General features: G+C 68.0%; 23 protein-coding genes. 9 read left to right on the top strand and 14 right to left on the bottom strand.

Annotation, left to right across the window (positions count from 1 at the left end; all coding sequences use genetic code 11):
- Position 1: 1 nt before the first annotated feature.
- Complete coding sequence (locus ACT535_RS21285) at positions 2–2,332, bottom strand: hydantoinase B/oxoprolinase family protein (RefSeq protein ID WP_476365919.1); 2,331 nt, start codon at positions 2,330–2,332, stop codon at positions 2–4.
- Between the two features lie 208 nt (positions 2,333–2,540).
- Positions 2,541–4,694: a hydantoinase/oxoprolinase family protein gene (locus tag ACT535_RS21280; protein ID WP_476365918.1), complete on the bottom strand. Its 2,154-nt coding sequence runs from the start codon at positions 4,692–4,694 to the stop codon at positions 2,541–2,543.
- A 427-nt stretch (positions 4,695–5,121) separates the two neighbouring features.
- Between ACT535_RS21280 and ACT535_RS21275 the strand changes: the two genes are divergently transcribed.
- Together ACT535_RS21275 and ACT535_RS21270 are read left to right on the top strand one after the other, a co-directional pair.
- Positions 5,122–7,011, top strand: coding sequence for a sigma-54-dependent Fis family transcriptional regulator (locus ACT535_RS21275; RefSeq protein WP_476365917.1), 1,890 nt, complete (start codon positions 5,122–5,124; stop codon positions 7,009–7,011).
- A gap of 80 nt (positions 7,012–7,091) precedes the next feature.
- Positions 7,092–7,643 carry a glutathione peroxidase gene (locus tag ACT535_RS21270; protein WP_476365916.1) on the top strand — a complete coding sequence of 184 codons (552 nt, stop codon included), beginning with the start codon at positions 7,092–7,094 and terminating at the stop codon, positions 7,641–7,643.
- Between the two features lie 34 nt (positions 7,644–7,677).
- On the opposite strand, the gene lhpI is transcribed toward ACT535_RS21270, so the two are convergent.
- Positions 7,678–8,613 carry a bifunctional Delta(1)-pyrroline-2-carboxylate/Delta(1)-piperideine-2-carboxylate reductase gene (gene lhpI, locus ACT535_RS21265; protein ID WP_476365915.1) on the bottom strand — a complete coding sequence of 312 codons (936 nt, stop codon included), beginning with the start codon at positions 8,611–8,613 and terminating at the stop codon, positions 7,678–7,680.
- Between the two features lie 110 nt (positions 8,614–8,723).
- On the opposite strand from lhpI, the gene ACT535_RS21260 reads away from it, so the two are divergent.
- From ACT535_RS21260 to ligD, 3 genes are all read left to right on the top strand, one after another.
- Positions 8,724–9,008: a hypothetical protein gene (locus ACT535_RS21260; RefSeq protein WP_168456509.1), complete on the top strand. Its 285-nt coding sequence runs from the start codon at positions 8,724–8,726 to the stop codon at positions 9,006–9,008.
- Between the two features lie 142 nt (positions 9,009–9,150).
- The gene (gene ku, locus ACT535_RS21255; protein WP_476365914.1) at positions 9,151–10,056 is read left to right on the top strand and encodes a non-homologous end joining protein Ku; all 906 of its coding nucleotides are present in this window, start codon (positions 9,151–9,153) and stop codon (positions 10,054–10,056) included.
- A gap of 3 nt (positions 10,057–10,059) precedes the next feature.
- Positions 10,060–12,660 carry a DNA ligase D gene (gene ligD / locus ACT535_RS21250; RefSeq protein ID WP_476365913.1) on the top strand — a complete coding sequence of 867 codons (2,601 nt, stop codon included), beginning with the start codon at positions 10,060–10,062 and terminating at the stop codon, positions 12,658–12,660.
- 7 nt (positions 12,661–12,667) lie between these two features.
- On the opposite strand, the gene ku (ACT535_RS21245) is transcribed toward ligD, so the two are convergent.
- From ku (ACT535_RS21245) to ACT535_RS21235, 3 genes are read right to left on the bottom strand one after another with little or no spacing between them, the layout of a single operon-like run.
- On the bottom strand, positions 12,668–13,468 hold the full coding sequence (gene ku / locus ACT535_RS21245; protein ID WP_476365912.1) for a non-homologous end joining protein Ku: 801 nt from the start codon (positions 13,466–13,468) through the stop codon (positions 12,668–12,670).
- A gap of 14 nt (positions 13,469–13,482) precedes the next feature.
- Positions 13,483–13,671 carry a DUF3008 family protein gene (locus ACT535_RS21240; RefSeq protein WP_476365911.1) on the bottom strand — a complete coding sequence of 63 codons (189 nt, stop codon included), beginning with the start codon at positions 13,669–13,671 and terminating at the stop codon, positions 13,483–13,485.
- Positions 13,672–13,682: 11 nt separating this feature from the next.
- Positions 13,683–13,889, bottom strand: a complete 207-nt coding sequence (locus tag ACT535_RS21235) for a DUF2934 domain-containing protein (RefSeq protein ID WP_476365910.1) — start codon at positions 13,887–13,889, stop codon at positions 13,683–13,685.
- A gap of 134 nt (positions 13,890–14,023) precedes the next feature.
- On the opposite strand from ACT535_RS21235, the gene amaB reads away from it, so the two are divergent.
- Positions 14,024–15,556 carry an L-piperidine-6-carboxylate dehydrogenase gene (gene amaB, locus ACT535_RS21230; protein ID WP_476365909.1) on the top strand — a complete coding sequence of 511 codons (1,533 nt, stop codon included), beginning with the start codon at positions 14,024–14,026 and terminating at the stop codon, positions 15,554–15,556.
- A 64-nt stretch (positions 15,557–15,620) separates the two neighbouring features.
- Positions 15,621–16,268: a bifunctional 4-hydroxy-2-oxoglutarate aldolase/2-dehydro-3-deoxy-phosphogluconate aldolase gene (gene eda / locus ACT535_RS21225; protein ID WP_476365908.1), complete on the top strand. Its 648-nt coding sequence runs from the start codon at positions 15,621–15,623 to the stop codon at positions 16,266–16,268.
- A gap of 80 nt (positions 16,269–16,348) precedes the next feature.
- Here the strand turns inward: eda and accC are convergent, their stop codons facing one another.
- The 5 genes from accC to ACT535_RS21200 all read right to left on the bottom strand — a co-directional run bounded on the left by accC (position 16,349) and on the right by ACT535_RS21200 (position 21,175).
- A complete protein-coding gene (accC, locus tag ACT535_RS21220) occupies positions 16,349–17,707 on the bottom strand; it encodes an acetyl-CoA carboxylase biotin carboxylase subunit (protein ID WP_168456501.1) in 1,359 nt (452 codons plus the stop codon).
- A gap of 55 nt (positions 17,708–17,762) precedes the next feature.
- Positions 17,763–18,242 carry an acetyl-CoA carboxylase biotin carboxyl carrier protein gene (gene accB, locus ACT535_RS21215; RefSeq protein ID WP_476365907.1) on the bottom strand — a complete coding sequence of 160 codons (480 nt, stop codon included), beginning with the start codon at positions 18,240–18,242 and terminating at the stop codon, positions 17,763–17,765.
- 52 nt (positions 18,243–18,294) lie between these two features.
- Entirely contained in the window at positions 18,295–18,735 is a 441-nt protein-coding gene (aroQ, locus tag ACT535_RS21210) for a type II 3-dehydroquinate dehydratase (RefSeq protein WP_476327318.1), read from the bottom strand.
- Positions 18,736–18,878: 143 nt separating this feature from the next.
- Positions 18,879–19,676 (bottom strand): DsbA family protein, encoded by a 798-nt coding sequence (locus ACT535_RS21205; RefSeq protein WP_168456499.1) that lies wholly within the window; start codon positions 19,674–19,676, stop codon positions 18,879–18,881.
- Positions 19,677–19,711: 35 nt separating this feature from the next.
- Positions 19,712–21,175, bottom strand: a complete 1,464-nt coding sequence (locus tag ACT535_RS21200) for a M48 family metalloprotease (RefSeq protein ID WP_476365906.1) — start codon at positions 21,173–21,175, stop codon at positions 19,712–19,714.
- Between the two features lie 239 nt (positions 21,176–21,414).
- Here ACT535_RS21200 and ACT535_RS21195 point away from each other — a divergent pair, with 239 nt between their 5' ends.
- Both ACT535_RS21195 and aat read left to right on the top strand, forming a co-directional pair.
- Positions 21,415–22,584, top strand: coding sequence for a pyridoxal phosphate-dependent aminotransferase (locus ACT535_RS21195; RefSeq protein WP_476365905.1), 1,170 nt, complete (start codon positions 21,415–21,417; stop codon positions 22,582–22,584).
- A gap of 106 nt (positions 22,585–22,690) precedes the next feature.
- Positions 22,691–23,362 (top strand): leucyl/phenylalanyl-tRNA--protein transferase, encoded by a 672-nt coding sequence (gene aat, locus ACT535_RS21190; protein WP_168456496.1) that lies wholly within the window; start codon positions 22,691–22,693, stop codon positions 23,360–23,362.
- Here aat and ACT535_RS21185 read toward each other — a convergent pair.
- The 3 genes from ACT535_RS21185 to ACT535_RS21175 form a co-directional block, all read right to left on the bottom strand.
- Positions 23,299–23,976: a DUF2155 domain-containing protein gene (locus ACT535_RS21185; protein ID WP_168456495.1), complete on the bottom strand. Its 678-nt coding sequence runs from the start codon at positions 23,974–23,976 to the stop codon at positions 23,299–23,301. The genes aat and ACT535_RS21185 overlap by 64 nt on opposite strands.
- A gap of 163 nt (positions 23,977–24,139) precedes the next feature.
- Positions 24,140–24,550 (bottom strand): NADH:ubiquinone oxidoreductase subunit NDUFA12, encoded by a 411-nt coding sequence (locus ACT535_RS21180; protein ID WP_476327323.1) that lies wholly within the window; start codon positions 24,548–24,550, stop codon positions 24,140–24,142.
- Between the two features lie 82 nt (positions 24,551–24,632).
- The gene (locus tag ACT535_RS21175) at positions 24,633–25,730 is read right to left on the bottom strand and encodes a calcium:cation antiporter (RefSeq protein ID WP_476365904.1); all 1,098 of its coding nucleotides are present in this window, start codon (positions 25,728–25,730) and stop codon (positions 24,633–24,635) included.
- Between the last annotated feature and the right edge of the window lie 9 nt (positions 25,731–25,739).

Here is a 25,739-nt window from a genome sequence, read left to right as displayed (position 1 = left end):
ATCACTCCTCCACGAACTGCACGGTGGTCACGTCCGGCAGCTCGGAGATGTCCATGGAGTAGCGCGAGCCGTAGGTGGGCACGCCGATGTCCTCCTCGTTGAGCACCCAGCTCTCCGGCAGGTCCCAGAACGCCCGGAACTGCTGCTCGAACTTCGGGCCCAGCTTGAAGGAGGCGGCGAACATCTGCTGCACCTGGGTGCCCGCATCCTTGGCGAGGATCTTCTCGCGCTCGCCCTTCATCCACTCGCGGGTGGGGACGGATTTCGCGAGACGCGCCTTGCGGATATCCGCGCGGGCGGCCTTGGTCGCGGCCTCGTCCACCACCACGAGGCCGTCCGGCCCCTTCTTCACCACCACGCCGTAGACATCGCCGGCGAGGCGCTCCAGCACGTAGCCGCCGTTGATGTCATCGGCCACGGCCTGCGGCTCGCGGTCGAGCGGATCACCGAAGCCGGGGCCGCCGCGCATGTAGTTGAGGTAGAGGTCGTAGTCCGCGAACATCTCCTCGGTAGTGATGGCCTGCTTGTCGCGCTTGATCTGCGCCTTGGGCAGCATCGCATCCCAGGTGGGGTTCTCCGGGTCGGTGTCGCCGCCGAGCGGGATGTCGGCGCCGGAGGCGATCAGCTCCTTCAGCCCCGTCTTGTGGGCGGCGAAGCGATAGCCGGAGGCGGCGGGATAGCCACCCATCAGACCCCAGTCGGACGAGATGTGGCCGTTGCCCATGAAGAACATGGTCCAGTCCTTGGCGTTCCAGACCATGCGCAGGCTCTCGAAGCCGCAGCCGCCGCGATACTTGCCGGAGCCGCCCGAGGAGGCCTTGATCTGGCGGCCGAGATAGATCAGCGGCTCGGCCAGTTCCCAGATCTCCATGTCGCCCATGTCGCCTTCCGGGTTCCAGATGGCAGCGGCGTGGGAGAGGCCGTCCTGCACGGCGGTCGCCCCGGTGCCGTTGGCGGCGCATTCGAACGAGTTCACGGCGTGGATCTCGTCATACTGGTTGAAGCCGCCGCCCTGCAGCCAGTTGGAGGTGTTGGCGTTGCCCGCGTTCACCTCCTCGAGGTAGCCGCGGCCGAAATAGGAGCGCGACAGGCCGCGCCAGAGGGCCGTCCAGGCGGACACCAGGAAGTGCCAGGAATAGGAGAAGGCGACGCGGCGGTCGTCCGGGTTCATCCAGGTGCCCTTGGGCAGGCGGAACTCGGTGCCGTAGGCGGCGCCGTCGTTGATCATCTCGGAGGGGATGAGCGTCTGGGTCATCATCACCCAGATGCCCGAGGTGAAGCTCACCTGATGGGCATTGTAGGTGTGCCAGCCCCAGCGGCTCGACCCCTCGAAATCCAGCCGCCAGGTGCCGTCCTTGCGGATGGTCATCTCGCAGGGGGCGTGCATGATGGTGTCGAGCTTGGCGAAGTCGGAGGGCACCCGCACGTCCTCATGGGCGTAGGGCACGTCCACGAAGCCCACCTGCCGGTAGGTGCCGGGGATGGTCATGGCCTTGATGCGCGCCTGAAGGCCGAGGCGGCCATGCTCCACCGCTTCATAGGCGAACTTCCAGTAGGCCTCGATGCCCTCTTCCGCGACCACCTCTTCCACCAGCTTGCGGATCATGTGGCAGCCGGCGATACGGGTGCGCTCGTCCAGCATCCAGTAGCGGGTGGTGCGGACCATGCGCTGGCTCTCGTGCAGCCAGTCGCGGAACAGCTCGTCATTCGCGCCCACCTTGCGGCAGGTGATGGAATAGCCGTCGCCGAAGCGCTGCACCTGCCCCGTGGCCATGGAGCCCGGCCCCACCGCGCCGGTGTCGATGACGTGTGTGACGCCGCCCACCCAGCCGATCAGCTCACCTTCCCAGAAGATGGGGACGATGGTGTGGATGTCGCAGGGGTGGACGTTACCGATGAGACTGTCGTTGTTGCAGAAGATGTCCCGGTCGTGAACGCCCGGATTGGCCTCCCAATTGTTCTCGATCATGTATTTGATGGCCGCACCCATGGTTCCCACATGGATGATGATGCCGGTGGAGGTGAGAAGGCTGTCGCCCGCCGCGTTGTAGAGGGTGAAGCACAGTTCGCCCTCCTGCTCCACGATGGGCGAGGCGGCGATCTTCTTGGCGGTCTCGCGCGCATCCACCACGCCGGCGCGCAGGCGGGAGAACAGCTTGTTGTAGAGGATGGGCTCGCTCTCGCGCAGCTCCAGCTTCTTCAGGCCGGCATAATGGCCGGTGGCCTTGGTGGCCGTCATCAGCCGGTCGCGATGCTCTTTGAGCGTCTCGCCGCCCCGGACGATGCCGCGGGTGGCGCCCTCAAGGCTGGTCTGTTTGACGTTGACGTTCATGGGGTCGTTTCCTCTTGAGATTGGTTGGGTTTGCTGCCCGCTCCCCGTGCGGGAGAGGGCATCTTCCCGTTTCTCCCCTCTCCCCTTGCGGGAGAGGGGGCGGGGGTGAGGGGTGGGCGGCGCCCCTAGGCACCGACGCCGGCTCGTGCGGCGCGATACCCCTCACCCCAACCCTCTCCCGCAAGGGGAGAGGGAGTAATCCCGCCCCTCACACCTCCTTCAGGTGGAAGAGCCGGTGCCCATCGAGCCAGGTCTCGAAGCCGTCGGGCACGACAAACGTGGTGGCGTCGGATTCGATGATGGCGGGGCCCATGACGCGGTTGCCGGGGCGCAGGGATTCCATCTTGTAGAGCTGCGCATCCACCCACTTCTTCTTGCGATAGAACTTGCGGGTGCCGATCTTTGCTTCTTCCGGCGGGGTCTCGCCCTCTTCCGGCTCCTTGGGGATGCGGGGCTTGGGGATCGGCACCATGCCGCGCATGATGGCGCCGGTGACCGAGTATCCCAGCTCCGGCGAGCGGGCGGACGCCGCATAGACGCGGCCATAGGTGGCGTTGAAGGCGTCGGTGAGCTGGTCCCAGTCGCCGGCCGTTCCGGCGGTGGCGATGGGGCTCTCGATCTCCAGATCGTTCAGCTGCCCGCGATACTGCATGCGGTAGCCGGGCTGGAGCGTCACCTGATCGGCCGAATAGCCGTTCAGCTTGAACTCCTCCAGCACGTTGTGGGTCAGCTCTTCCCACGCCGCCTGAAGCGTCTCGGCCGCCTTCACCTTGTCCGCCTCCGGCGCGTCCGGCGGCATGTTGATGTCGAGGGACTTGTCGTAGCGATACTCGAAGTCCGCCGCCGCGCAGCCGAAGGCGGAGAAGCCGGCCGCCCAGGCGGGCACGATCACGTCCTCGAAGCCGAGGCCTTCCGTATAGCCATAGGTGTGGACCGGCCCGGCGCCGCCATAGGAGAAGCAGACGAAGCTCTGGGGCGAATAACCCTTGCCCGAGATCATGGAGCGCAGGTAATCGCGCAGATCAGAGTCGAGCAGCTCGATGATACCGGCCGCCGCATCTTCCACGGAGAGGCCGAGCTTGTCGGCGATCTGCACCTTGATGGCGTCCACCGAGCGCTGCCGGTCCAGCTTCACCGCGCCGCCGAGGAAGTTGTCGGGGTTCAGATAGCCGAGCACCATGTGGCAGTCGGAAATGGTGACGGTCTCGATGCCGCTCTCCTTCCAGCACACGCCCACCCGGTAGCCGGCCGAATCCGGGCCGAGCTTGATGGCGCGGGTGTAGGGATCGAGCCGGATGAAGGAGCCGGCGCCGGCGCCCACCGAGTCCATCGCCACCAGCGGCAGGGACAGCACGAGCCGGGCCATGTCCGGGTCGTTCTTGATGGTCATCTCCCCCTGGGTGATGAGCGCCACGTCGAACGAGGTGCCGCCGATGTCCGAGCAAGCGATGTTCTTGTAGCCCAGCACTTCGCCGAGATACTTCGCGCCGATCACCCCGCCGATGGGGCCGGAGACGATGGTGCGGGCCAGCTCCTTCGCCTTCCAGGAGATGGTGCCGCCATGGGTCGCCATCACGCGGAAGTCGAACTTGGTGCCGCGCTCCTTGAAGGCGTTGGAGATCTTGGAGAGCGTCTGGCGCGAAGGCTCGGCGGCGTAGCCTTCGAGGATGGTGGTATTGGTGCGATGGGTTTCCTTGCGCACCGGATAGTAATCGGCCGAGGCGAAGACCGGGATCTTCTTGCCGCTCTTCTCCACTTCCTCGGTCACGATATCGCGCACGCGGCGCTCGTTCACCGGGTTCTTGTAGGAGTGCATCAGGGAGATGACGATGCCTTCCACCTCCGCCGCGATGAGGTCGCGGGCCGCCTCGCGGGCGCTCTCCTCGCGCAGGGGGATGACCTGCGTGCCCATCATGTCCGTCCGCTCGATCACGCCGCGGGTGAGCTGGCGGGGCACGAGCGGCGGGTCGTAGCGATGGGTGTTCAGGTGGATGCGGTCCTCATAGGCATAGCCGAGGTGGCTCTGCACCGCGCGGCCCATGCGGTGGAAATCCTCCATGCCGCGATTGACGATGAGGCCGCATTTCAGCCCCTTGCGCTGGACCACGCGATTGAGCATCGCGGTGCCGGAATAGACGCCGGTCTGAAGCTGGGCGAGGGCCTCATGGAGCGACATGCCCCAGTTGGCGAGCCCGTCTTCAGAGGAAGCGATGAGGCCGAGGGCCTCGTTCTGCGGCGTGGACTGGGCCTTGCCGACGACGAAGTCGCCGTCCTGGTCCACGAAGAAGGTATCCGTCATGGTGCCGCCGGCATCGATGCCGAGCACCTGGACGCTGCGCAGGTTTCCCACGGGAACGTTCACGCTCGTTTCCTCCCTGTCGTGCCGGCGTTGGATTTTTCGGTGCCGGCTCGCAGCATGAGGGGCAGGATGCGTGCCAATCGCGATCGACTGTATAAATGCGAGGATTCTCCTGATCCTTGTGCAATGCGTCATGTAATCTGGAAGTCTTCGACTGTCCGATTTCCGGACACTTGTTGTCCGCCCCCCGATCGTTTCAGACGACGACTGCCACCACGCGGCCGGCCGGACTTGCGAGCAGCATGAAAGTGCGCGTATTCTCCGGCCAAAGCCGCCGCCGCCGGCCTCGATGCCGGCGGTCAGAACGCGGCAATTCAGGGAGTGAACCCGCCTGCGGGCGCTGCGGCCATTGGCCAAGGCAGCCTGCCGGCCAATGGCTCCGGCGGCGCACACGGGAACGCCGCGCCGCCCGGCCCGGAGGGCAGAGCTGGTGCCACATCGCGAGATTGCGCGCGCCTGGGAGGCGTTTCACCAGGACGGCGCCGCCTCCGCCGTCATCCGCCCGGCGGTGATGGCGTCCTGGCAGCGCTCCCGCCTTCATCACATCGCCGCCGACCGCCCGGCCGCTCCCCTGGTAAGCGAGGCCGAGCTGTTCCGCCGCCGCCACCAGAACAACCGCCTCGTCACCGCCGCCCGTCCGGCCATGGAGGAGGCGCGCCACCTCCTCTCCGACGCCCATTCCATGCTGATCCTCTCCGACCCGGACGGCACGATCCTGGAGGCCGAGGGCGATGCCCGTGCCCTCGACACCGGGCAGGAGGTGAAGCTGCAGCAGGGCGGCCTGTGGTGCGAGGCGGAGATCGGCACCAACGCCATCGGCACCGCGCTCGCCTGCGGGCGGCCGGTGCAGATCCACGCCGCCGAGCATTTCTGCGCCCCCGTCCAGCGCTGGACCTGTGCCGCCGCCCCGGTGCGCCACCCGCTCGACAAGGAGATCATCGGCGCGGTGGACATTTCCGGCTCCACCGACACCTTCAACCCGCAGAACCTCGCCCACGCGGTGGCCCTCGCCCACCAGATCGAGGCGGTGCTCGGCCGGCGCATGGAGATGGAGCACGAGCAGGTGCTGCGCCATTTCCTCTCCAAGCGTTCGCTCTGGCTCACCGAGGAAATCCTCGCCTTCGGCCGCTCCGGCGCGCTGATCTATTCCACCGACCGCGCCCTGAAGGAGGCGGCTCGGCGCTCGGACCGTCTCATCGCGGACGGCCGCCTCGCGGCGCTAAAAGACGTGACGCCCGATGCCTGGGCCGCGCGCATCGCCCAGCTTCTGCCCGGCGCCAGCGTCGAGATCGTGCGGGAGGACGGCGAGGAGATCGGCGGCGTGGTGGTGCTCCATGCGTCGCGCCGTCCGAAGCCCGCCCCGCGCGATCCGGCGCGCGAGCTGGAGCCCCTCGCCTTCGACGCCATCATCGGCGAGAGCGCGATTATGCAGGAGGTGAAGGCCAAGGCCCGCCGCATGGCGGAGAGCGGCCTGCCCATCCTGCTGGAGGGCGAGACGGGCGTGGGCAAGGAGGTCTTCGCCCGCGCCATCCATGGCGTGCGCGCGCCGGCCGGGCCGTTCGTTCCGCTCAATTGCGGCGGGCTGCCGCGCGATCTCATCGCCAGCGAATTGTTCGGCTACGAGAAGGGCGCCTTCACCGGCGCCGATGCCTCGGGCAAGCAGGGCAAGGTGGAGGCGGCGGACGGCGGCCTGCTCTGCCTCGACGAGATCGGCGAGATGCCGCTGGAGCTGCAATCCTATCTGCTGCGCGTGCTGGAGGATGGCGTGGTCTACCGCGTGGGCGGCCACACCGGGCGGCGGGTGGACCTGCGCCTCGTCTCCATGACCAATCGCGACCTCTCCGGCGAGGTGGCGGCGGGGCGCTTCCGGAAAGATCTGTTCTATCGCATCGCCGCGCTGCGCCTGCGCATCCCCCCGCTGCGCGAGCGGGGCGACGACGTGCTGCTCCTGCTCGACCACATCGGCCGCAGCGCCGCCGCCCGTGCCGGCCTTCCGCCCCCGCGCTTCACACAGGCCGCCCGCGCGGCGCTCGCCGCCTATTCCTGGCCGGGCAATGTGCGCGAACTGCGCAACGTGGTGGAAATGCTGATCGCCATGGGCAGCGCCGATGCGCCCATTGATGTCGGCGACCTGCCGCCGGAAATCGCCACCGCCGCCACCGCCGCGCCCCCCGCGACGGACCTTCGCACCGTGGAGGAAGCCGCCATCCGCGCCGCCGTGGAGGCCTGCGGCGGCAACCTCACCCGCGCCGCTCGCCGCCTCGGCATCGCCCGCTCGACGCTCTACATGCGCCTTGCCGCTTTGGAGCGCGACGCCTGACACCTGACGCAGCTTGATCTGCGCAGGTACCGGAGGGCGTGCTAGCCTGCGCACCGACGCAACCATCCCGGCAGGCTCTCATGTCCCAGACGCTGTTCGACATCCCCCTGAAGCGCATCGACGGCACGCCAGCGACGCTGGGTGAATTCAGCGGCAAGGTGCTCCTCGTGGTCAACGTCGCCTCCAAATGCGGGCTCACCCCGCAATATGCGGCCCTGGAACAGCTGTATGAGGCGCGCAAAGATCAGGGGCTCGAAATCCTCGGTTTCCCCGCCAATGATTTCGCGGGGCAGGAGCCCGGCACCGAAAGCGAGATCGCCAGCTTCTGCAGCCTGACCTACGGCGTCACCTTCCCCATGTTCGAAAAGATCTCGGTGACAGGCGCCACCCGCCACCCGCTCTATGACGCGCTGGTGGCGGCCCAGCCCGAGGCCGAGGGCGCGGAGGCCATGCGCGCGTTATTGTCCAGCCGCGGCCGCGCCGCCCCCGCCACGTCCGACGTGATCTGGAACTTCGAGAAGTTCCTGGTGGGCCGCGACGGCCGCGTCGTCGCGCGCTTCGCACCAAACGTGGCGCCTGACGACGAGCGCGTCTCACGAGCGCTCGACGCCGCGCTCTCGGCGGCCGGCTGAACGCCGGCCCGGCGCACGTCGCGGGGTGGCGGGACTACCGCCCCGCCACCAGCTCCGCCGCCACGAGATCCTCGATGGCCGCGCCCACGGACTTGAACAGGGTGATCGCCGAGGCGTCCGCCCGCCCCTGCTTCGTGCCGGCGCACAGCTCGTAGAGATCGGCCTTCACCTGGTCCTTCGACCAGATCCCGGCCGCAACCGGCAGCAAGAGGTCGCCGGCCTCGCCGAGGGCGCCGACATAGGTGTCCACATAGACGTCGCTGGCGAGGATGAGCGCGTCGTCGCTTTCGCGCATGGTGGGGGTGAAGGCGCCCACGAGGTCCACATGGGTGCCTGCCTTCACATCCCGCCCGAGGATCAGCGGATCGTCGGAGGTGGTGGCGCTGGTGACGATATCGGCGGCGGCGACGGCCGCCGACAGGTCGCGCGCGGGCTCGGCCGGCAGGCCCAGCGCGGCAAGCCGTTCCGCCATGGCGGCGGCGCGCTCCGGCACCCGGCCCCACACCAGCACGCGGCGGATGGGCCGCACGGCGCAATGGCCCTGCGCCAGCTGGAAGGCGAGATTGCCGGTGCCCACCACGGTCAGCGTCTCGCTGTCCATGCGCGAGAGGAAGGTGGAGGCCAGCGCCGAAGTCGCCGCCGTCCGCCGGTTGGTGAGCGCATCGGCCTCGATGATGGCCGTGGGCACGCCGGTGGTGCCGTCGAACAGGGCGTAGACACCATGAACCGCGCCGAGCCCCTTGGCGCCATTGGCCGGGAAGACGTTCACCAGCTTCACGCCGAACACCGCGCCGGGCCGCCACGCCGGCATGGTGAGGAGCCGGCCGGGCGTCGCCTCATTGCCCACATGGTGGACGCCGCGCACCGGCGATTCCACCTCCGCCGCCGCGAAGGCCGCCCGCAGCGCCGGCACCAGACGCTCATAAGTGAGCGCCGCCTCGACCGCGCCCGCGTCGTAGAATGCGACCATCCCGCCTCTCCTTTCCGGAAACCTCTTCTAGACCATGGGAGCCCCTGCGCTGCAACGGCACGGAACCAAAGGGCCGCGCGGCCACTTGGTTCTGCAAAGGAGACTTAGCCATGCACCACGATGCAGCGAGCCGCGGCCCCATCCGCCATTTCCTCCACGAGGCTGGCAACTTCTTCCACGCGCCGCCGGGCTCCGAGCCCATCCTCGAATGGCGCGCGAAGGCGACGGGCAGCCAGGTTCTGGTCTGCGACGGCATGCCCGTCGCCCGTCTCGATTGCCACGACCGGCGCTGGAGCTGGCGGGTGCTGGACGATGCCTCGGCGCCGATCCGCGCCGGGTCCGAAGCCGAGGCGCGGCTGCTGGCCACCTTCTACGCGCGGCGCCTGCACGGGTGATGTTGCCGAGATAGCCGGCGGAACTCCCTCTCCCCTTGCGGGAGAGGGTACGCTCCAGCACCGGACGCATTTTCCCTTGCCCGCGCCGCCGCGCGGGTGTGCTCTGACAACAGGTGAGAGAAGGCCTGCAACGAGGGGCGAGATGGCGCCACGGGCGAGCTGGAAGGGATTTCTCACGGTCGGCGCGCTGAGCTGCGCCGTCGGCCTCTATGCGGCCGCCTCCACCTCCGAGCGCATCAGCCTGCATATGGTGAACCGCAAGAGCGGCCATCGCCTGCGCCGGCAATATGTGGACGAGGAAACCGGCAAGCCGGTCGAGAATGACGATCAGGTGCGGGGCTACGAGGTCTCCAAGGGCGAATACATCACCATCGAGCCCGAGGAAGCGGCCGCCGTGCTGCCGGACAACGACAAGACCATTTCCATCGACGCCTTCCTGCCGTGCGACGGCATCGACACGGTGTATCTCGACCGCCCCTATTTCCTCGCACCGGTGGATGAGGCCGCCGCCGAGGTGTTCGACCTCCTGAAGCGCGGCATGGCCGCCCAGAAGGTGGCGGCGCTGGGGGAGGCGCTGCTGTTCCGCCGCGTCCGCCGGCTGCTCATCCGCCCCACCGGCGAGGGCAGTGCGCTGCTCGCCTCCACCCTCTCCTTCGACTACGAGGTACGCTCGGCGCAGGAGGCCTTCGCCGACGTGCCGGAGGTGAAGATCACCGGCGAGATGCGCGATCTCGCGACCCACATCATCAAGACCAAGGCCGGCAAATTCGATCCCGACGCCTATCCGGACCGCTACGAGGCTGCCCTGGCCGAGCTGGTGCGCGCCAAGATGGAGGGCAAGCCCCTGCCCAAGGCGCCGCCGCGCAAGGAAGAAAAGGTGGTGGACCTGCTGGAGGCCCTGCGCGCCAGCGCCAAGGCCACCGGTGGCGCGAACGGGAAGGCCGCCGGCGGAAGCGGCAAGAAGGCGCCCGCCAAAGCCAAGGCCGACAAGAAGGCCGCCGCCGAGAAACCCGCGCCCTCCCGCAAGACCACCCGCAAGGCGAGCTGAGCCATGGCCGACCTTGACCGCTACCGCGCCAAGCGCGACTTCGCCGCCACCCCCGAGCCCTCCGGCGCCGCCCGGCGCAAGGCGAAGGGTGAAGCCGCGCGGCCGGAAGGCTCGTTCGTCATCCAGAAGCATGCGGCGCGGCGCCTGCATTATGACTTCCGGCTGGAGATGGATGGCGTACTGAAGAGCTGGGCCGTCACCCGCGGCCCCAGCCTCGTGCCCGGCGAGAAGCGCCTTGCCGTGCATGTGGAGGACCATCCCCTCGACTACGGCGGCTTCGAGGGCACCATTCCCAAGGGCCAGTATGGCGGCGGCAACGTCATCATCTGGGACCGCGGCACCTGGACCCCCATCGGCGATCCCCACAAGGCCTATGCCAAGGGGCATATGGAATTCAGCCTCGACGGCGAAAAGCTCCACGGCCGCTGGCATCTGGTGCGGATGCACCCGCGCGGCGGGGAGAAGAAGGAGAACTGGCTCCTCATCAAGGCCGAGGACGCATTCGCCCGACCTGAGGGCGCGCCGGACATCCTCGAGGAGGAGCCGCTCTCCGTCGTCTCCGGCCGGGCCGTGGACGCCCTTTCAGAGGATGATCCCCCGCCGAAGAAGCGCGCCGCCAAGGCCGGGGCGGCTACGAAGAAGGCCGGGGCCAAATCCACCGTGGTGAAGTCCCCCATGGCGAAGTCCCCTGCCCCGCCCGCCGACGATCCCCCACCCGATGGCGCGAGGGGGAACACCGGCGCTCCACTCACCCTCCCGAAGGGCGCGAAGGCCGCCCCCCTCCCCGCCTTCGTGCCCCCCGCGCTGGCGACTCTCACGACCAAGGCGCCGGCCGGCACAAGATACCTCCACGAGATCAAGTTCGACGGCTATCGCATCCAGGCGCGGGTCGAAAACGGCAAGGTGCGCCTGCTCACCCGCACCGGACTCGACTGGACTGACCGATTCGGCACCGGCATCCCTGCCGAACTCACCCGATTCCCCATCCGAACCGCGCTTTTCGATGGTGAAATCGTCGTGGAATCCGGCAATGGCGCCACCGATTTCTCCGCCCTTCAAGCCGACCTTTCGGAGGGGCGCAGCGACCGTTTCGTCTATTACGTCTTCGATCTTCTCCACCTCGACGGCCACGACCTGACCCCGCTCCCCCTCAAGGATCGCAAGGACTTGCTGGAAAAACTGGTGGGCGAAACGGGGGACAAGGTGCGCTACAGCGCCCATTTCGAGGACGACGGCGCCCTCGTCCTGCGCCACGCCTGCCGCCTGAGCCTCGAAGGGGTTGTCTCGAAACTGAAGAATGCCCCCTACCACAGCGGCCGGACGCGCGACTGGATCAAGTCCAAGTGCTTGGAACGACAGGAGTTTGTGGTCGGCGGCTTCGTCCCCTCCACCACCTCGCGCACCGCCGTCGGCTCGCTGGCGCTGGGGGTGTTCGAGACCGGCAAGCTGCGCTATGTGGGACGCGTCGGAACGGGCTTCACCCAGCGCGTCGCGGCCGATCTCTACAAGCTGTTAGCCTCTGAAAAGACTGATGTTTCTCCCTTCTCCGGGAAGCTGACCGCAGAGGAAACGCGGGGCGTCACCTTCGTTGAGCCACGCCATGTGGCGGAGGTGGAATTCGGTGCCTGGACCGGCGACGGCCACCTACGCCACGCCGCCTTCCGCGGCCTGCGCGAAGACAAGCCGGCGACGGAGATCGTTCGGGAAAAGCCTGCCGAAACAAAGACTTCCGATCCACCCGCGCCCCAGCGCCGGGTGCGTCTCACCCATCCGGACCGGGTCTATTGGCCGGATGTCGGCCTCACCAAGGAAGGGCTGGCGGACTATTACGCGCAGGTCTGGCGCACCATGGCCCCGTTCGTCACCGGCCGCCCTCTGGCGCTGGTGCGCTGCCCGGAAGGCATTGACGGTCAACGGTTTTTCCAGAAGCACCCGTGGAAGGGACTGGACAAGAACATCCTCCAGGTGCCCGATCCGAAGGAGAAGGATGAAGCCCCCTACCTCGCCATTCGCGACCTCGACGGCCTGACGGCGCTGGTCCAGGGCGCGGCCCTGGAGATCCACCCATTCGGGGCGACGCTGGCGGACTGGGAGCGGCCGGACATCCTCACCATGGACCTTGATCCCGCCGACGATGTGCCGTGGCGGGACGTGATCGTTGCGGCTCAGGAAGTGAAGCAACGGCTTGAGAAAAAAGGCCTTTCCGCCTTCCTGAAAACCTCCGGGGGCAAGGGCCTGCACGTCTGTGCGCCGCTCCGGCCCAAGGCCGACTGGACCCGTTTGAAGGCCTTCACCAAGCAGATGGCCGAGGAAATGGCGGCTGACAGCCCGGAGCATTTCGTCGCCACCATCAGCAAGGCCAAGCGCAAGGGTCGGATTCTCATAGATTATTTGCGTAACCAGCGGGGCGCGACGGCGGTGGCACCTTATTCCACACGGGCGCGGCCGGGGGCCCCGGTGTCCATGCCGCTGGCGTGGGAGGAGCTGGGCGAGGCCATCGGCCCGCAGCATTTCAATGTCGGCAACGCCATGGCGCGGCTTATGAATCTCAGCCAGGACCCATGGGGCGATTTCCGCGCCGCCGCGGTGCCGTTGCCAGAATAGCGTGGCGCTACTTTCGCTTGCCCTTCTCCGCGGAAAGGCTGCGGCGCAACGCATCCATGATGCTCACCACATTGCCGCCGGTGGGAGCCTCGGGGGCTGGCTTGGCTGCCTTCTTCGCCGGACGCTTCTTGCGCTTGGAGGCGATGAGATCCATGAGCCCCGCCTGCACGGGGTCATGTACCATCTCCGGTTCAAAGGCTTGCGTGCGCTCGGAAATCAGCGTCTTGACGAGGCCGAGCGCAGCCTTGTCCGGTGCCTCCCGCGCTTCCGGCGCGCCATCGAATTCGCGCACCTCATCCCCGTAGCGCAAGGTCCACAGGATGAGCCCGCTCGCGCGCGGCTCCAGCATTACGCCGCGCTCGCGGCGATACATGACCAGGCGCGAGAGCGCGGCCGTCTTTGTTTCCTCCATGGCGGAGCGGATGACGGCAAAGGCTTCCGCCCCAACGGCGTCGTCGGGAACGAGATAGTGCGGCTTGTCCAGGTAGACCCAGCCGATGCTGTCGCGCGGGACGAAGCTCTCGATGTCGATCGTGCGGGTCGACTCGAGCGCGATGTCGTCGAGTTCTTCATCCTCGACAAGCACATAGCTGTCATCGCCCGTCTGGTAGCCGCGCGCCTCGTCCGCCTCGGCAACCGGCTTGCCCGAGCCCTCGTCCACGTATCGGGAGACGATGCGGTTGCCCGTCTCCCGGTTCAGGGTGTGAAAACGCAGCTTTTCCCGCTCTGACGTGGCCGGTGTCATGGCCACCCGGCAGGTCACGAGCGAGAGCTTCAGGTAGCCCTTCCAGAAGGCGCGCGGCGCCATGGACCGCTTACCGGTCAGTCTTTGGAGACATGGGACGGCTTGCCCTTCTGCTTGGTCGCGGCAAGGTCATGAAGCTCCTTCTCGCTCATGGAGTCCACCATCTGGCGGGAGGCCCCCTTGAGGGAAGATTTCTTGCGCTCGCCCTTCTTGACGGACAGGGCGGCGCCGGCCGCCATCTGCTGGGCCTTTGATTTTGCTGGCATTTGAAGCCTCCTCAGTAAGAGCGCCGGCCTTTCAGGACTTCCAGTTCCGCCCGCTCCCAATATTCGCGGTCGCGGCCCTGCGGGCAGCCGTCGTCCCGCCAAAGCGCGTGGGCGCGCCAGCGAATGCGATCGCGCTCGGTATCGGAGAGGCCCTGCAAGGCATTGGCGGTTTGGCCGGGCTCGGCGGTGATCGGGCTCGGGTTGGTGGCGTGGGGCATTCTCGTTCCTCCGCGCAAAAGTCGGCGCGCACGCGCGCTTCGCCCCCCTCGCCCAAAACCCTGCCCCGCGCGCGATGGTTCCCGCGGCCCTACGGGACGGCTAGAACAGGCCAAATCAGAATGAGGAGACGACCATGGCGCGCTTTCCCGTCACCGGCGAAATCGAAGCGGACTCAGACGCCCTGTTGGCGCGGCTCGGCATCCCGGCCGACCGCCTCAAAGGGACGCGCGAGGCAGTGACGCCGCTGACCGGGGAAGTCATTGCCCGCATCACGGAGATGGACGCGCCCGCGGTCCAGGAGGCCATCGGCCGGGCCCATGCCGCCTTCCTCCAGTGGCGCCTGGTGCCGGGGCCGCGGCGCGGCGAACTCGTGCGCCTGTTCGGCGAGGAGTTGCGCGCGGCCAAGGCCGACCTTGCCGCGCTGGTGACGCTGGAGGCCGGCAAGATCACGTCCGAGGGCCTCGGCGAGGTGCAGGAGATGATCGACATCTGCGACTTCGCCACCGGCCTCTCCCGGCAGCTTCACGGCCTCACCATCGCCACCGAGCGGCCAGACCACCGGATGATGGAGACCTGGCACCCCATAGGGGTGGTGGGCGTCATCTCGGCCTTCAACTTTCCCGTCGCCGTGTGGGCGTGGAATGCCGCGCTGGCGCTGGTTTGCGGAAATTCGGTGGTGTGGAAGCCATCGGAAAAGACGCCCCTCACCGCCCTCGCCGTGGACGCCATCTTCTCCCGCGCCGCCGACCGCTTCGGCGGTGTGCCGGAGGGGCTCTCCACCCTCGTGCTGGGCGGCCGCGCGGCGGGAGAGGCGCTGGTGGACGATGCGCGGGTGCCTGTCATTTCCGCCACCGGCTCCACCGCCATGGGCCGGCATGTGGGGCCGCGCGTGGCCCAGCGCTTCGGGCGCGCGATCCTCGAACTGGGCGGCAACAATGCCGCCATCGTCTGCCCCTCCGCTGATCTCGACCTGACGCTGCGCGCCGTCGCCTTCGCCGCCATGGGCACGGCCGGCCAGCGCTGCACCACCCTGCGTCGGCTGATGGTGCATGACAGCGTCTATGACGCGCTCCTGCCCCGCCTGAAGTCGGCCTATGCCTCTGTGAGCGTGGGCGATCCCCGCGCGGAGGGGACTTTGGTGGGTCCGCTCATCGATGCCGGCGCGTTCGAGGCCATGCAGGTGGCTCTGGAAGCCGCGCGCGCAGCCGGCGGCATCGTCACTGGCGGGGAGCGGCTGGGGGCCGAGTTCGCGCTCGATGGCTATTATGTCCGCCCCGCGCTGGTGGAAATGCCGGCGCAGACGGACACGGTGGCGGCAGAGACCTTCGCGCCCATCCTCTATGTGCTGCGCTACACCGACCTTGCCGACGCAATCCGCCTCAACAACGAGGTGCCGCAAGGCCTCGCCTCGGCCATCTTCACCACGGACCTGCGGGAGGCGGAACGTTTCCTCTCGGCGGCAGGGTCGGATTGCGGTATCGCGAACGTGAACATCGGCCCGTCCGGCGCGGAAATCGGGGGCGCGTTCGGCGGCGAGAAGGAGACCGGCGGCGGACGCGAGGCGGGCTCCGACAGCTGGAAGGCGTACATGCGCCGCGCGACCAACACCATCAACTACGGCTCGAGCCTGCCGCTGGCCCAGGGCGTGACCTTCGACGTGGGATGAGCGCAGCGATTGGGCTCGACACGGCGGCAGGACTGCGCTTCAACCGATTTAACGGAGATACCCCATGACCCTTCCGAGCCCCCTTCCCTTCGTCGCCAAGGCCCCGGTGGTGCCGGTGGTGGTCATCGAGCGCCTTGAGGATGCCGTGCCGCTGGCCCGCGCGCTTGTGGAGGGCGGCCTGCCGCTGATCGAAGTCACGCTGCGCACGCCGGTGGCGCTGGAAGCCCTGCGCCTGATCGCTGCCGAGGTGGAAGGTGCCATCGCCGGCGCCGGCACCGTCACAACCCGCGCGCAGATCGAAGCGACCATCGATGCCGGTGCCACCTTCCTCGTCAGCCCGGGTACGACGCCGGAGCTGGCGGCCGCCTTCACCGAGACGCCGATTCCGGTGATGGCCGGCTGCGCCACGGCGTCCGAGGCCATGCGGCTGGCGGAATTGGGCTTTGAGGTGCTGAAGTTTTTCCCGGCCGAGGCCTCGGGGGGCGCAGCCTTCCTGAAGTCCATTGCCGGCCCCCTGCCCCACCTGCGCTTCTGCCCGACGGGCGGCATCGGCCCCGCGAATGCGGGCGACTATCTCGCCCTGCCCAACGTGGTGGCCGTAGGCGGCTCCTGGGTGGTGCCGACCGATGCGATCCGCGCCGGCAACTTCGCCAAGGTGCGCGAGCTTGCGGCGGCGGCGGCCCAGCTCAAGCGGGCGGCCAAGTTCGGCTGAGCAGGCGCCTCTCCTGAAACAAAAAGCCCGGCGATCACGCCGGGCTTTTTCATTCTGGGAGCGGTGTCAGATGGCTTTCGTCAGCCGACGGTCTTGCCTTCGCCCTCCGCGAGGAAGTGCTCCAGCCAGTGGATGTCGTACTGCCCCTCGGCGATGGCGCGGGTGCGCACCAGCGTGCGGAACAGGGGTAGTGTCGTGTCGATGCCGTCCACCACGAACTCGTCCAGCGCCCGGCGCAGCCGGCGCAGGCACTCGTCCCGCGTCTTGCCGTGGACGATGAGCTTGCCCACGAGGCTGTCGTAGGTGGGCGGGATGACGTAGCCCTGATAGGCGTTGGAATCGACGCGGATGCCGAGGCCTCCGGGCACGTGATAGTGCGTGATCTTGCCCGGCGAGGGGCGGAAGGTGGTCGGGTGCTCGGCGTTCACGCGGCACTCGATGGCGTGGCCTTCCATCACCACGTCGCTCTGCTTCAGCGTCAGCTCCTCGCCGGCGGCGACGCGGATCTGCTCGTTGATGAGGTCGATGCCGGTGACCATCTCCGTCACCGGATGCTCCACCTGGATGCGGGTGTTCATCTCGATGAAGTAGAACTCGCCGTTCTCGTAGAGGAATTCGATCGTGCCGACGCCGAGATAGCCGAGCTTGCGCATGGCGCTGGCGCAGGTCTCGCCGATCTGGGCCCGCTGGGCCGCGGTGATGACGGGGGACGGCGCCTCTTCCCACACCTTCTGATGGCGGCGCTGGAGCGAGCAGTCGCGCTCGCCGAGATGGATGGCGTGGCCCTTCCCGTCGCCCAGCACCTGCACCTCGATGTGGCGCGGGGTGCCGAGGTATTTCTCCAGATAGACGGCATCGTCGCCGAAGGCGGCCTTCGCCTCCGTGCGGGCGGTAGAGAGGGCCTGCGACAGGTCGTCGGCGGTCAGGGCCACCTTCATGCCGCGCCCGCCGCCGCCAGCGGCGGCCTTCACCAGCACCGGAAAGCCGATTTCGGCGGCGACGCGGTGCGCCTCCTCATCCGAATGGATGCCGCCGTCAGAGCCGGGCACCACGGGGATGCCGAGGGCCTGCGCTGTCTTCTTGGCCTCGATCTTGTCGCCCATGATGCGGATGTGCTCCGCCTTGGGCCCAATGAAATGGATGTTGTGATCGGCCAGAATCTCGGCGAAGCGAGCGTTTTCGGCGAGGAAGCCGTAGCCCGGATGCACCGCATCCGCCCCGGTGATCTCGCAGGCAGCGAGCAGCGAGGGAATGTTGAGATAGCTCTCGCGGGCTGGCGGCGGGCCGATGCAGACGCTCTCGTCCGCAAGGCGCACGTGCATGGCGTCGGCGTCGGCGGTGGAATGCACCGCCACCGTCGCGATGCCCAGCTCCTTGCAGGCGCGCAGGATGCGCAGCGCGATCTCGCCGCGGTTGGCGATGAGGATTTTTCTGAACATCAGCGGTGCGTGCCTTGTGGGTGCCTGCGGGTGGGCCTGCCTCGTCCGGTCGCGCTCATTCGATGATGAGCAGGGGCTCGCCGTATTCCACCGGCTGCGCGTTGCCCACGAGGATGCGCGTCACGGTGCCGGAGCGCGGCGCGGGGATGGCGTTCATGGTCTTCATCGCCTCGACGATGAGCACGGTCTGCCCCTCGCGCACGCTCGCACCCACCTCGATGAAGGGGGCGGCGCCGGGCTCGGCGGCGAGATAGGCGGTGCCCACCATGGGGGAGGCAACGACGCCGGGATGCTTGGAGAGGTCCGCAGGGGCCTCGGCCGCGACAGCCGGCGCGGCCGCTGCGACGGGGTCGGCCGCCGGATAAGGAGCGGCGTAGGGTGATCCCTGGGCGATGGTGACCGGGGCGGGCGCGCGCACCACGCGGATGCGCAGGCCCTCGTGCTCCACCTCGATCTCGGTCAGGTCGCTGCCCGAGAGGAGATCGGCGATCTCCTTGACGATGGCGGTGTCGATGGGAGGGTTGGAGGGCTTCATGATGTTCCTGGCTCTGGCCGGCCAAAGGGCCGCGCGAGGGCGTTGAGGGATCTTAAGGGGTCTGCGGCAGGCCGGCGATGGCGCGCAGGCCCAGCACATAGCTCTGGGGTCCGAAGCCGCAGATCACTCCGCGGACGACGGGCGACAGGTAGGAATGGTGGCGGAAGTCTTCCCGTGCGAACACGTTGGACAAATGCACCTCGATGGTCGCCACCCCCACCGCGGACACCGCGTCGCGCAGCGCGACGGAGGTGTGGGTGTAGGCAGCGGCGTTGAGGACAATGCCCCGCGCACCGCGGGCCGCCTGGATGAAATCCACCAGCGCGCCTTCCGAATTGGTCTGGCGGAAGACGATGTCGAAGCCCAGCGCTTCGCCCTCGGCCCGGCACAGCGCCTCGACATCGGCAAGCGTCGCCGCGCCATAGATGCCGGGCTCGCGGGTACCGAGCAGGTTGAGGTTGGGCCCGTTCAGGACGTGGACGGTTTCTGTCATCCGTGCGTGATCTGCCACCGGCCTCCTGTCGGCCGGGTCGCAGCCTTATAGGGGTGCGCGCGCCCGATGGAAAGAGTGCCCGCGGAACGGGCGGCCAAGGCGGCCGCCCCCATCCGTGAGCATTCGGGCGGGTGACGCCCCTTCTACTTACCCGTCTGCTTGCTGCGGGCGTCGGCGACAGCGGCCTTCAGCTTGTCGAAGCCGACGGCGCCGATCACCACCTGATCGCCGATCACGTAGGACGGCGTGCCGTTAAGCGAGAGCGCCTCGGCGATCTTCATGCTCTCGTCGAGGGTGGCGTTCAGCTCGGGCGAAGTGGCCTGCTTCTGGATCAGCGCCGGGTCGATGCCGACCTCCTTCGCCGCCGCCAGCGCCTTGGCGCGATCGGCCTGGCCGCGACCGCCGAGAAGGGCCTGATGGAACGCCATGTACTTCTCGGGGGCCACCATGCGCACGGCGACGGCCACCTGCGCGGCCTCGACCGAGCCCTGGCCGAGCACCGGGAACTCCTTCAGCACCACGCGCAGCTTCGGATCCTGCTTGATGAGGTCCTGAAGGTCCGACAGCGCCTTTTTGCAATAGCCGCAATTGTAGTCGAAGAACTCGACCAGCGTGACGTCGCCCTGCGGATTGCCGGCGACGATGCCGCGCGGGCTCGACAACAGCAGCGGCTTCAGCTCGGCCACCGCCTTGCTGCGCTGGGTCGCATCGGCCACCATCTGCCGGCTTTCCAGCACGGAGATGGCTTCCTGGAGCACTTCCGGGTTCTGGATCAGATACTCGCGGATGATGCCGCCGAGTTCCTTCTTCTCCTCGTCCGTGAAGGCTGCGGCCGGGCTGGCGGCAAGGAAGAGGGCCGGCAGGGCGGCCAGCGCCAGCGCGGAAAGGCGGGCGGCGAGGTGCCGAAAGCCGGTTCGGGCCAGGCCCGTGGGGGAGAACATGCGGGGCTCCTTGGGTGAAAAGCTGTCTTTGAGCATCAGCGCTGATTGGCGGCCGATGCGGGCGGTTTGAAATTCACGAGATCGTCGGCCTTGAGCCAGCCGGGCGAGCCCTGCGGAAACTTGGTCCGGGCGCGGGCCGCGAGTTCCCGGCCGAGCTTGAAGTCGCCGGACGCGAAATAGGACTGCGCGGACGCGAGGTCCGCATTGGCCGTATCGCCTGAACGGCCATAGGCCAGCGCGAGCGAGCGCCAAGCGGACGGGGAGTTCGGATCACGCTGGGTCGCCTGCACCAGTTCGCGGATGGCTTCCTGGGTGTAGGTCTGGTTGCCCGACTGCACGAGCGCCTGCCCCAGCATGGCGCGGATGAGCGGCGCGCCATTGGTCATCTGCACAGCCTTGCGGAGCGGTGCGACGGAATCGCTCGCGCGCCCGGCCTCAAGCAGCGCCTGCCCCTTGAGCTCGTAGAAATAGGGGTTCGACGGCTCCTTGGCGATGAGGGCGTCGATCTGGCGGATGGACGAATCCACATTGCCGAAGCGGTAGGCCGAGATGGCACGCGCATACTGGGCCGCCATGGAGCCGTCGGAGGGCGGGTAACGGCGTGCCACCGCCTCGGGACGCTCCATGAAGCCGATGAGCTTCGCGCGCATCATGTCGTGGCGCGCCTGCAGGGCCGGGGGGTCCTTGACCTCGTAATAGGGGCTCGCCTTGGCCAGTTGTTCCAGCGCGGCGATACGCTCGCGGGCCATGGGATGGCTCAGGGCGTAGGGATCGATCCGCTGGCTGATGAAAAGCTGGTCGTTCTGGAAGCGCTCGAACGTCTGCAGCATGCCCTTGGCGGACTGGCCAGTGGCATTGAGATACTTCACTGCCGAGCGGTCGGCGGCGGATTCCTCGCCGCGCTGATAGGAGAGCAGCGAGCGGCGGATCATCTCCTGCGGCGCCGACATTGCGGCAGCGCCCATGTTGCCGACGTCCCGGCCGTTCATGCCGCTCGCCGCGCCGGCCGCGACGCCGCCCGCCGCCAGAAGCATGGCGACGATCGCCATGGTCTGCGCACCGGCGATCTGCTCCCGCATCCGGGCGAGGTGGCCGCCGGCGATATGGCCGGTCTCGTGGGCGAGCACACCGATGATCTGGTTGGGCGTCACCGAATCGACGAGCGCGCCGGTGTTCACGAAGATGCGCCGGCCATCGGCCACGAAGGCGTTGAAGGCCCGGCTGGAGATGAGCACCACCTCGACGTTCTGCTGGGCAAGCCCCGCCGCCTTGAGGATGGGGCGGGTATAGTCCTTGAGCAGCGCCTCGATCTCGGTGTCCTGGATGGTCTGCGGCGCCGACTGGGGGGCCTGTTCCTGCGCGCGGGCGGCAACAGTCCATGTCGCCTGCACCGGAAGGGCCGTCGCCGCAGCAAGACACAGCACGCGTCCGGCGGTGCGCAGCCCGCCCCCCACACGCTCCGCCAATCCGATCCGCTGTTCCGCTCGGGCTCGATCCATTCCGTCAACCACCACGCAAGCCGCCATTCACGCAGGGACTAAAGCCATATCCGCCTTGGCTCGCTCCGGGGCACAGGCTACGAGATTGCCGGACACTGGCGTCGGCGAAAGCCGAGGTCAATCCGCTGGCCTTCACGTTGGGGCGAACCCGCCTCAGGGACAGGCAGAATAAGGCGGCAGCACGGCAGCGCGAGCATCGGCGCGGCCTTCACCCGCAGGAACGCAACGGAATTTCGGCAATGCGGCAGGTTCTTCCCCTCCTCTCCCGGCGCAGTGCGGTCGAGCCCTTTATCGTCATGGACGTGATGGAGCACGCCGCCCGGATCGAGGCGCAGGGCGGGCATGTGATCCATCTGGAGGTTGGCCAGCCGGCGGCCCCGGCACCGCTCGTCGCGCGGCAGGCGGCGGCCGCCGCGTTGGCAGCCGGACAGGTGGGCTATACCGCCGCCCTCGGTATCCCGGCCCTTCGGGCGCGCATCGCCCGCCATTACGAAGAGCAGCACGGCGTCTGCGTCGATCCGGAGCGGATCGTCGTGACCAATGGGTCGTCGGGTGGCTTCATCCTGGCTTTCCTGGCCCTGTTCGAGCCGGGAGATCGCGTGGCCATCGCGGCGCCGGGCTATCCGCCCTACCGCCACGTCCTGTCGGCGCTCGGCTGCGAGCCGGTGCTGATCGAGACCCGCGCAGAAGATCGCCATGCTTTGACCGCCGAGCGGCTGATGGAAGCGCACCGGGCCGGGCCGCTCAAGGGCGTTCTGGTGGCGAGCCCCGCCAATCCCACCGGCACCATGATGGACCGCGCCGCCCTGACCGCGCTCCACGCCTGCGCCCGCGACCTCGGCCTCGCCTTCGTCTCTGACGAAATCTACCACGGGCTCGATTACGCCTTCCCGGCGGTGAGCGCGGTGGAGATCGGCGACGATGTGACCGTCATCAACTCCTTCTCCAAATACTTCTGCATGACCGGCTGGCGCGTCGGCTGGATGGTGGTGCCGCCGGGCGTCTCGCGCACCATGGAGCGGCTTCAGCAGAATTTCTCGATTTCGGTGCCCACCCTGTCCCAGATCGCCGCCGACGCCGCCTTCGAGGGCCGCGCCGAGATGGATCAAGTGAAGGCAACCTATGTCGAGAACCGGCGCATCCTGACCGAAGGGCTGCCCGCCGCAGGCCTCGGCCGCTTCCTGCCGGCCGACGGCGCCTTCTACCTCTATGCCGACGTCTCCGACTTCACCGACGATTCGGCCGCCTTCGCCCGCAGCCTGCTGGACGCGGCCCATGTGGCGGCGACGCCGGGGGTGGATTTCGATCCGTTCCACGGCCGCCAGTTCCTGCGCTTCTCGTATGCCGGCTCCGGCCCCGACATGGCGGAAGCCGTCCGGCGCATCGGTGACTTCCTGAAGCGGGGGTGAGAGGGGAACCGGCGCCCCATTCTGCGTGTCAAAGGGTCGCAGGACCCTCCGGGAACTGGGGCGGGACGCCACACGGCCGCTCCATTTGCTGGTAGGATGAACCTCCATGAGCCGGCCCAACGATCAGATCGTCGAGATCACGCCCGATGTGCTGCTGAAGGCCTATGCCTGCGGCATCTTCCCGATGGCCGAGAGCGCCGACGATCCCGGCCTCTACTGGATCGAGCCCGAGCGGCGCGGCATCATCCCCCTTGATGCCTTCCACGTTTCCTCCCGCCTCGCCCGGACCGTGCGCGCGGACAAGTTCGAGGTCCGCGTGGACAGCGACTTCGAGGCGGTGATCGACGGCTGCGCCGAGCCCCAGGAAGGCCGTGACAAGACCTGGATCAACGCGCCGATCCGCCGCCTCTACGGCGAACTGTTCGCCCGCGGCCGCTGCCACACAGTGGAAGCCTGGCGCGACGGGCGGCTGGTGGGCGGGCTCTATGGGGTGCGGCTGGGTGGCGCCTTCTTCGGCGAGAGCATGTTCCACCGGGAGCGGGACGCCTCCAAGGTGGCGCTTGTGCATCTGGTGGGACGGCTGATCGCCGGCGGCTTCCGGCTGCTGGATACCCAGTTCGTCACTAGCCACCTCAAGACCTTCGGGGCACTGGAGGTGTCACGCCGCCACTATCACAAGCTGCTGGAGCACGCGCTTGAGGCGGAAGGCGACTTCTACTGCTGGCCCCGCGCCGTGACCGGAGAGGGCGCCTTGCAGCCGATCAGCCACACGTCATAGATCGGGTGCTCCACCGCGTGCAGGCCTGGGCTCGCCGCGAACATCCAGCCGGTGAAAATCCGCTTGGCCTGCCCCTGCAGGGTGACCTCGTTCACTTCGGTGAAGGAGGTGGTGTTCTGCGTCTCGGTGGCGGGGCGCGTGTAGCAGACGCGCGGCGTCACCTGCAGGGCGCCGAACTGGGCCGTCTCGCCGATGGCAATATCGAACGAGGTGATCCGGCCGGTGATCTTGTCGAGGCCGGCATAGACCGCAAAGTCGTTGGCGATCTTCTGCGTCGGCGGCTGCACCACCACCACGTCGCCCTCATCGCCGGGAGGGGCCGGCTGAAAGCCCGCCTGCGGCGGCTGCTGTTGTTGCGCGGCGGCCGGCGGCGGTGGCGCGGGCGCCCGCTGGATGGCGGCCGGGGCCGCCGGACGCTGCGCGGGAGCTGCGGGCGGGGCGGAGATCACCGGAACGCTGTTGGGCACCGCGGGCAGCGGGCGCTGGTTGGGAATCGTTCCGGGCGGCGGCAGGGGCGTCTGCTCGATGGTGCCGCGGCTCTGCGCCAGCGCCTGAGGCATCGCGGCGGCAATCAGGCCGGCGGCCAGCAGCGAAACGGAGCAGAGGAAGCGCATCAGTCTGTGGACCCGTGGAATGAAGGCGGCGCGACCGGGAAGCGGTCCGGCCTCTCTCCCCTTCTGACCGCCTGAATCAGGCGGTGGCAAGGCGGCACCGGGGGAGCCGCCTCAGAAAGCAATCCGTGCCACGAGGGGCGGGATCCCAATGCGCGGGGCCGGCCTATTCGCCGGGCGTCCAGGCCTTGTAGTCGCCCGTGACGCGGGGACGCAGGCCGCCGGCCAGCACCGATCCCTTGGGACGGTAGGCGCCGGGCGTGCCGGTCATGTTGCGGCGGTGCGGCTTCTGCCAGGAGCGGGGGGTGTAGGTCTCGTCCACCGGCGGGGTATCCACGCGGTGGTGGATCCAGCCCCACCAGCCGGGCGGAATGGTCGAGGCTTCGGCGTAGCCGGGATAGATGACCCAGCGGCGCTCGAAACCCAGCGTCGGGTCAACCGCGCCGCCCTTGGTGCGATAGTAGCGATTGCCGAACTCGTCCTCGCCCACAAGCTCACCGAACCGCTTCGTCCACCACATGGTGCCGACGGTCTGCTTGTTCCACCAGGTGAAGATGTAGAGCAGAAGGTTCTTCACGGCCCGCGCCTCGTTCAAGTCGCGCGGAACATGCCATCCGCCCCGCCCGATGTCCACCGCCGGACAGGGGCCGATCCGCGCTTTAGGGGGCAAACAGCAGCATCACATAGACGCAGAACACGATCAGGTGGACCACGCCATTGAGCGCATTGGTCTTTCCCGTGCCGAAGGACAGCACCGAGAGGACGAAGGTGAGCAGCAACATGGTCCGGTCCTCGTTGTCGAGGCCGAGCACCATGGGCCGCCCGATCATGACGCTGATGAACGCCATGGCCGGGATGGTCAGCGACACCGTGGCGAGCGCCGAGCCGAGGGCGATGTTGAGAGAATGCTGCAGATGGTTGCGGGCGGCGGCGCGCACGGCCGACAGGCCTTCCGGGAGAAGAATGAGCGTCGCCACGAGCGCGCCGGTCACGGCATCGGGATCGCGCAGGGCGAAATGGGCGAGGAAATCCTCGAACGAAATCGCCACCCAGCCGGAGAGCGCCACCACCGCCCCGAGGCTCCCCAGGAGCATTAAGACGGCACGCAGGAAAGCCGGCAACTCCGGGGGCGCTTCCGCGTGGCCTTCCGGCTGCGCGTTGAAATGCTCGCGGTGGCGGACCGTCTGCATGTAGAGAAAGGCCGCGTAGAGGGCGAGCGCGATCGCCGACATGTAGATGAGCTGGAACGGCGAGAAGATGCCGGACGCCCCTGCCCGCGTCTCGCTGGGCAGGATCAGCAGCATCACCCCGAGGGCGATCGTCGCCGAGAGATAGCCCGAGACGCCCTGCTGCTGGATGGTCTGCTCACGGTGGCGGATGCTGCCCAGCAGGAGGCACAGGCCGACGATGCCGGCATTCACGATCATCAGCACGGAGAGCACCGATTCGCGGGCGAGCGTTGGGTTATTCTCTCCGTTGAGCATCATGGAGGCCATCACCGAGACCTCGATGACGGTGACCGAGAGCGTGAGGACCAGGGTGCCCCACGGCTGGCCAAGCCGGGCCTCCACCACATCCGCATGGCCGACGGCCGAGAAGGCCGAGCCGCACAGGAGCGCGACCGAGCCTATGGCAAGCAATCCCGGCAGGACGCCGGATGCGGCTGGCGAGACGCCCGGCCACAGGAAGAACGTCAGCGCCAGCAGACCACCCAGGACCGGCAGGACATAGGCCGAGACGGCAGGCCCCTTCCCCATCTCTTCCCT

It is taken from the genome of Xanthobacter sp. DMC12 (assembly GCF_056314105.1).
The sequence above is the reverse complement of the archived record's forward strand: the minus strand, read 5'-3'. Positions and strand labels throughout refer to the sequence as shown.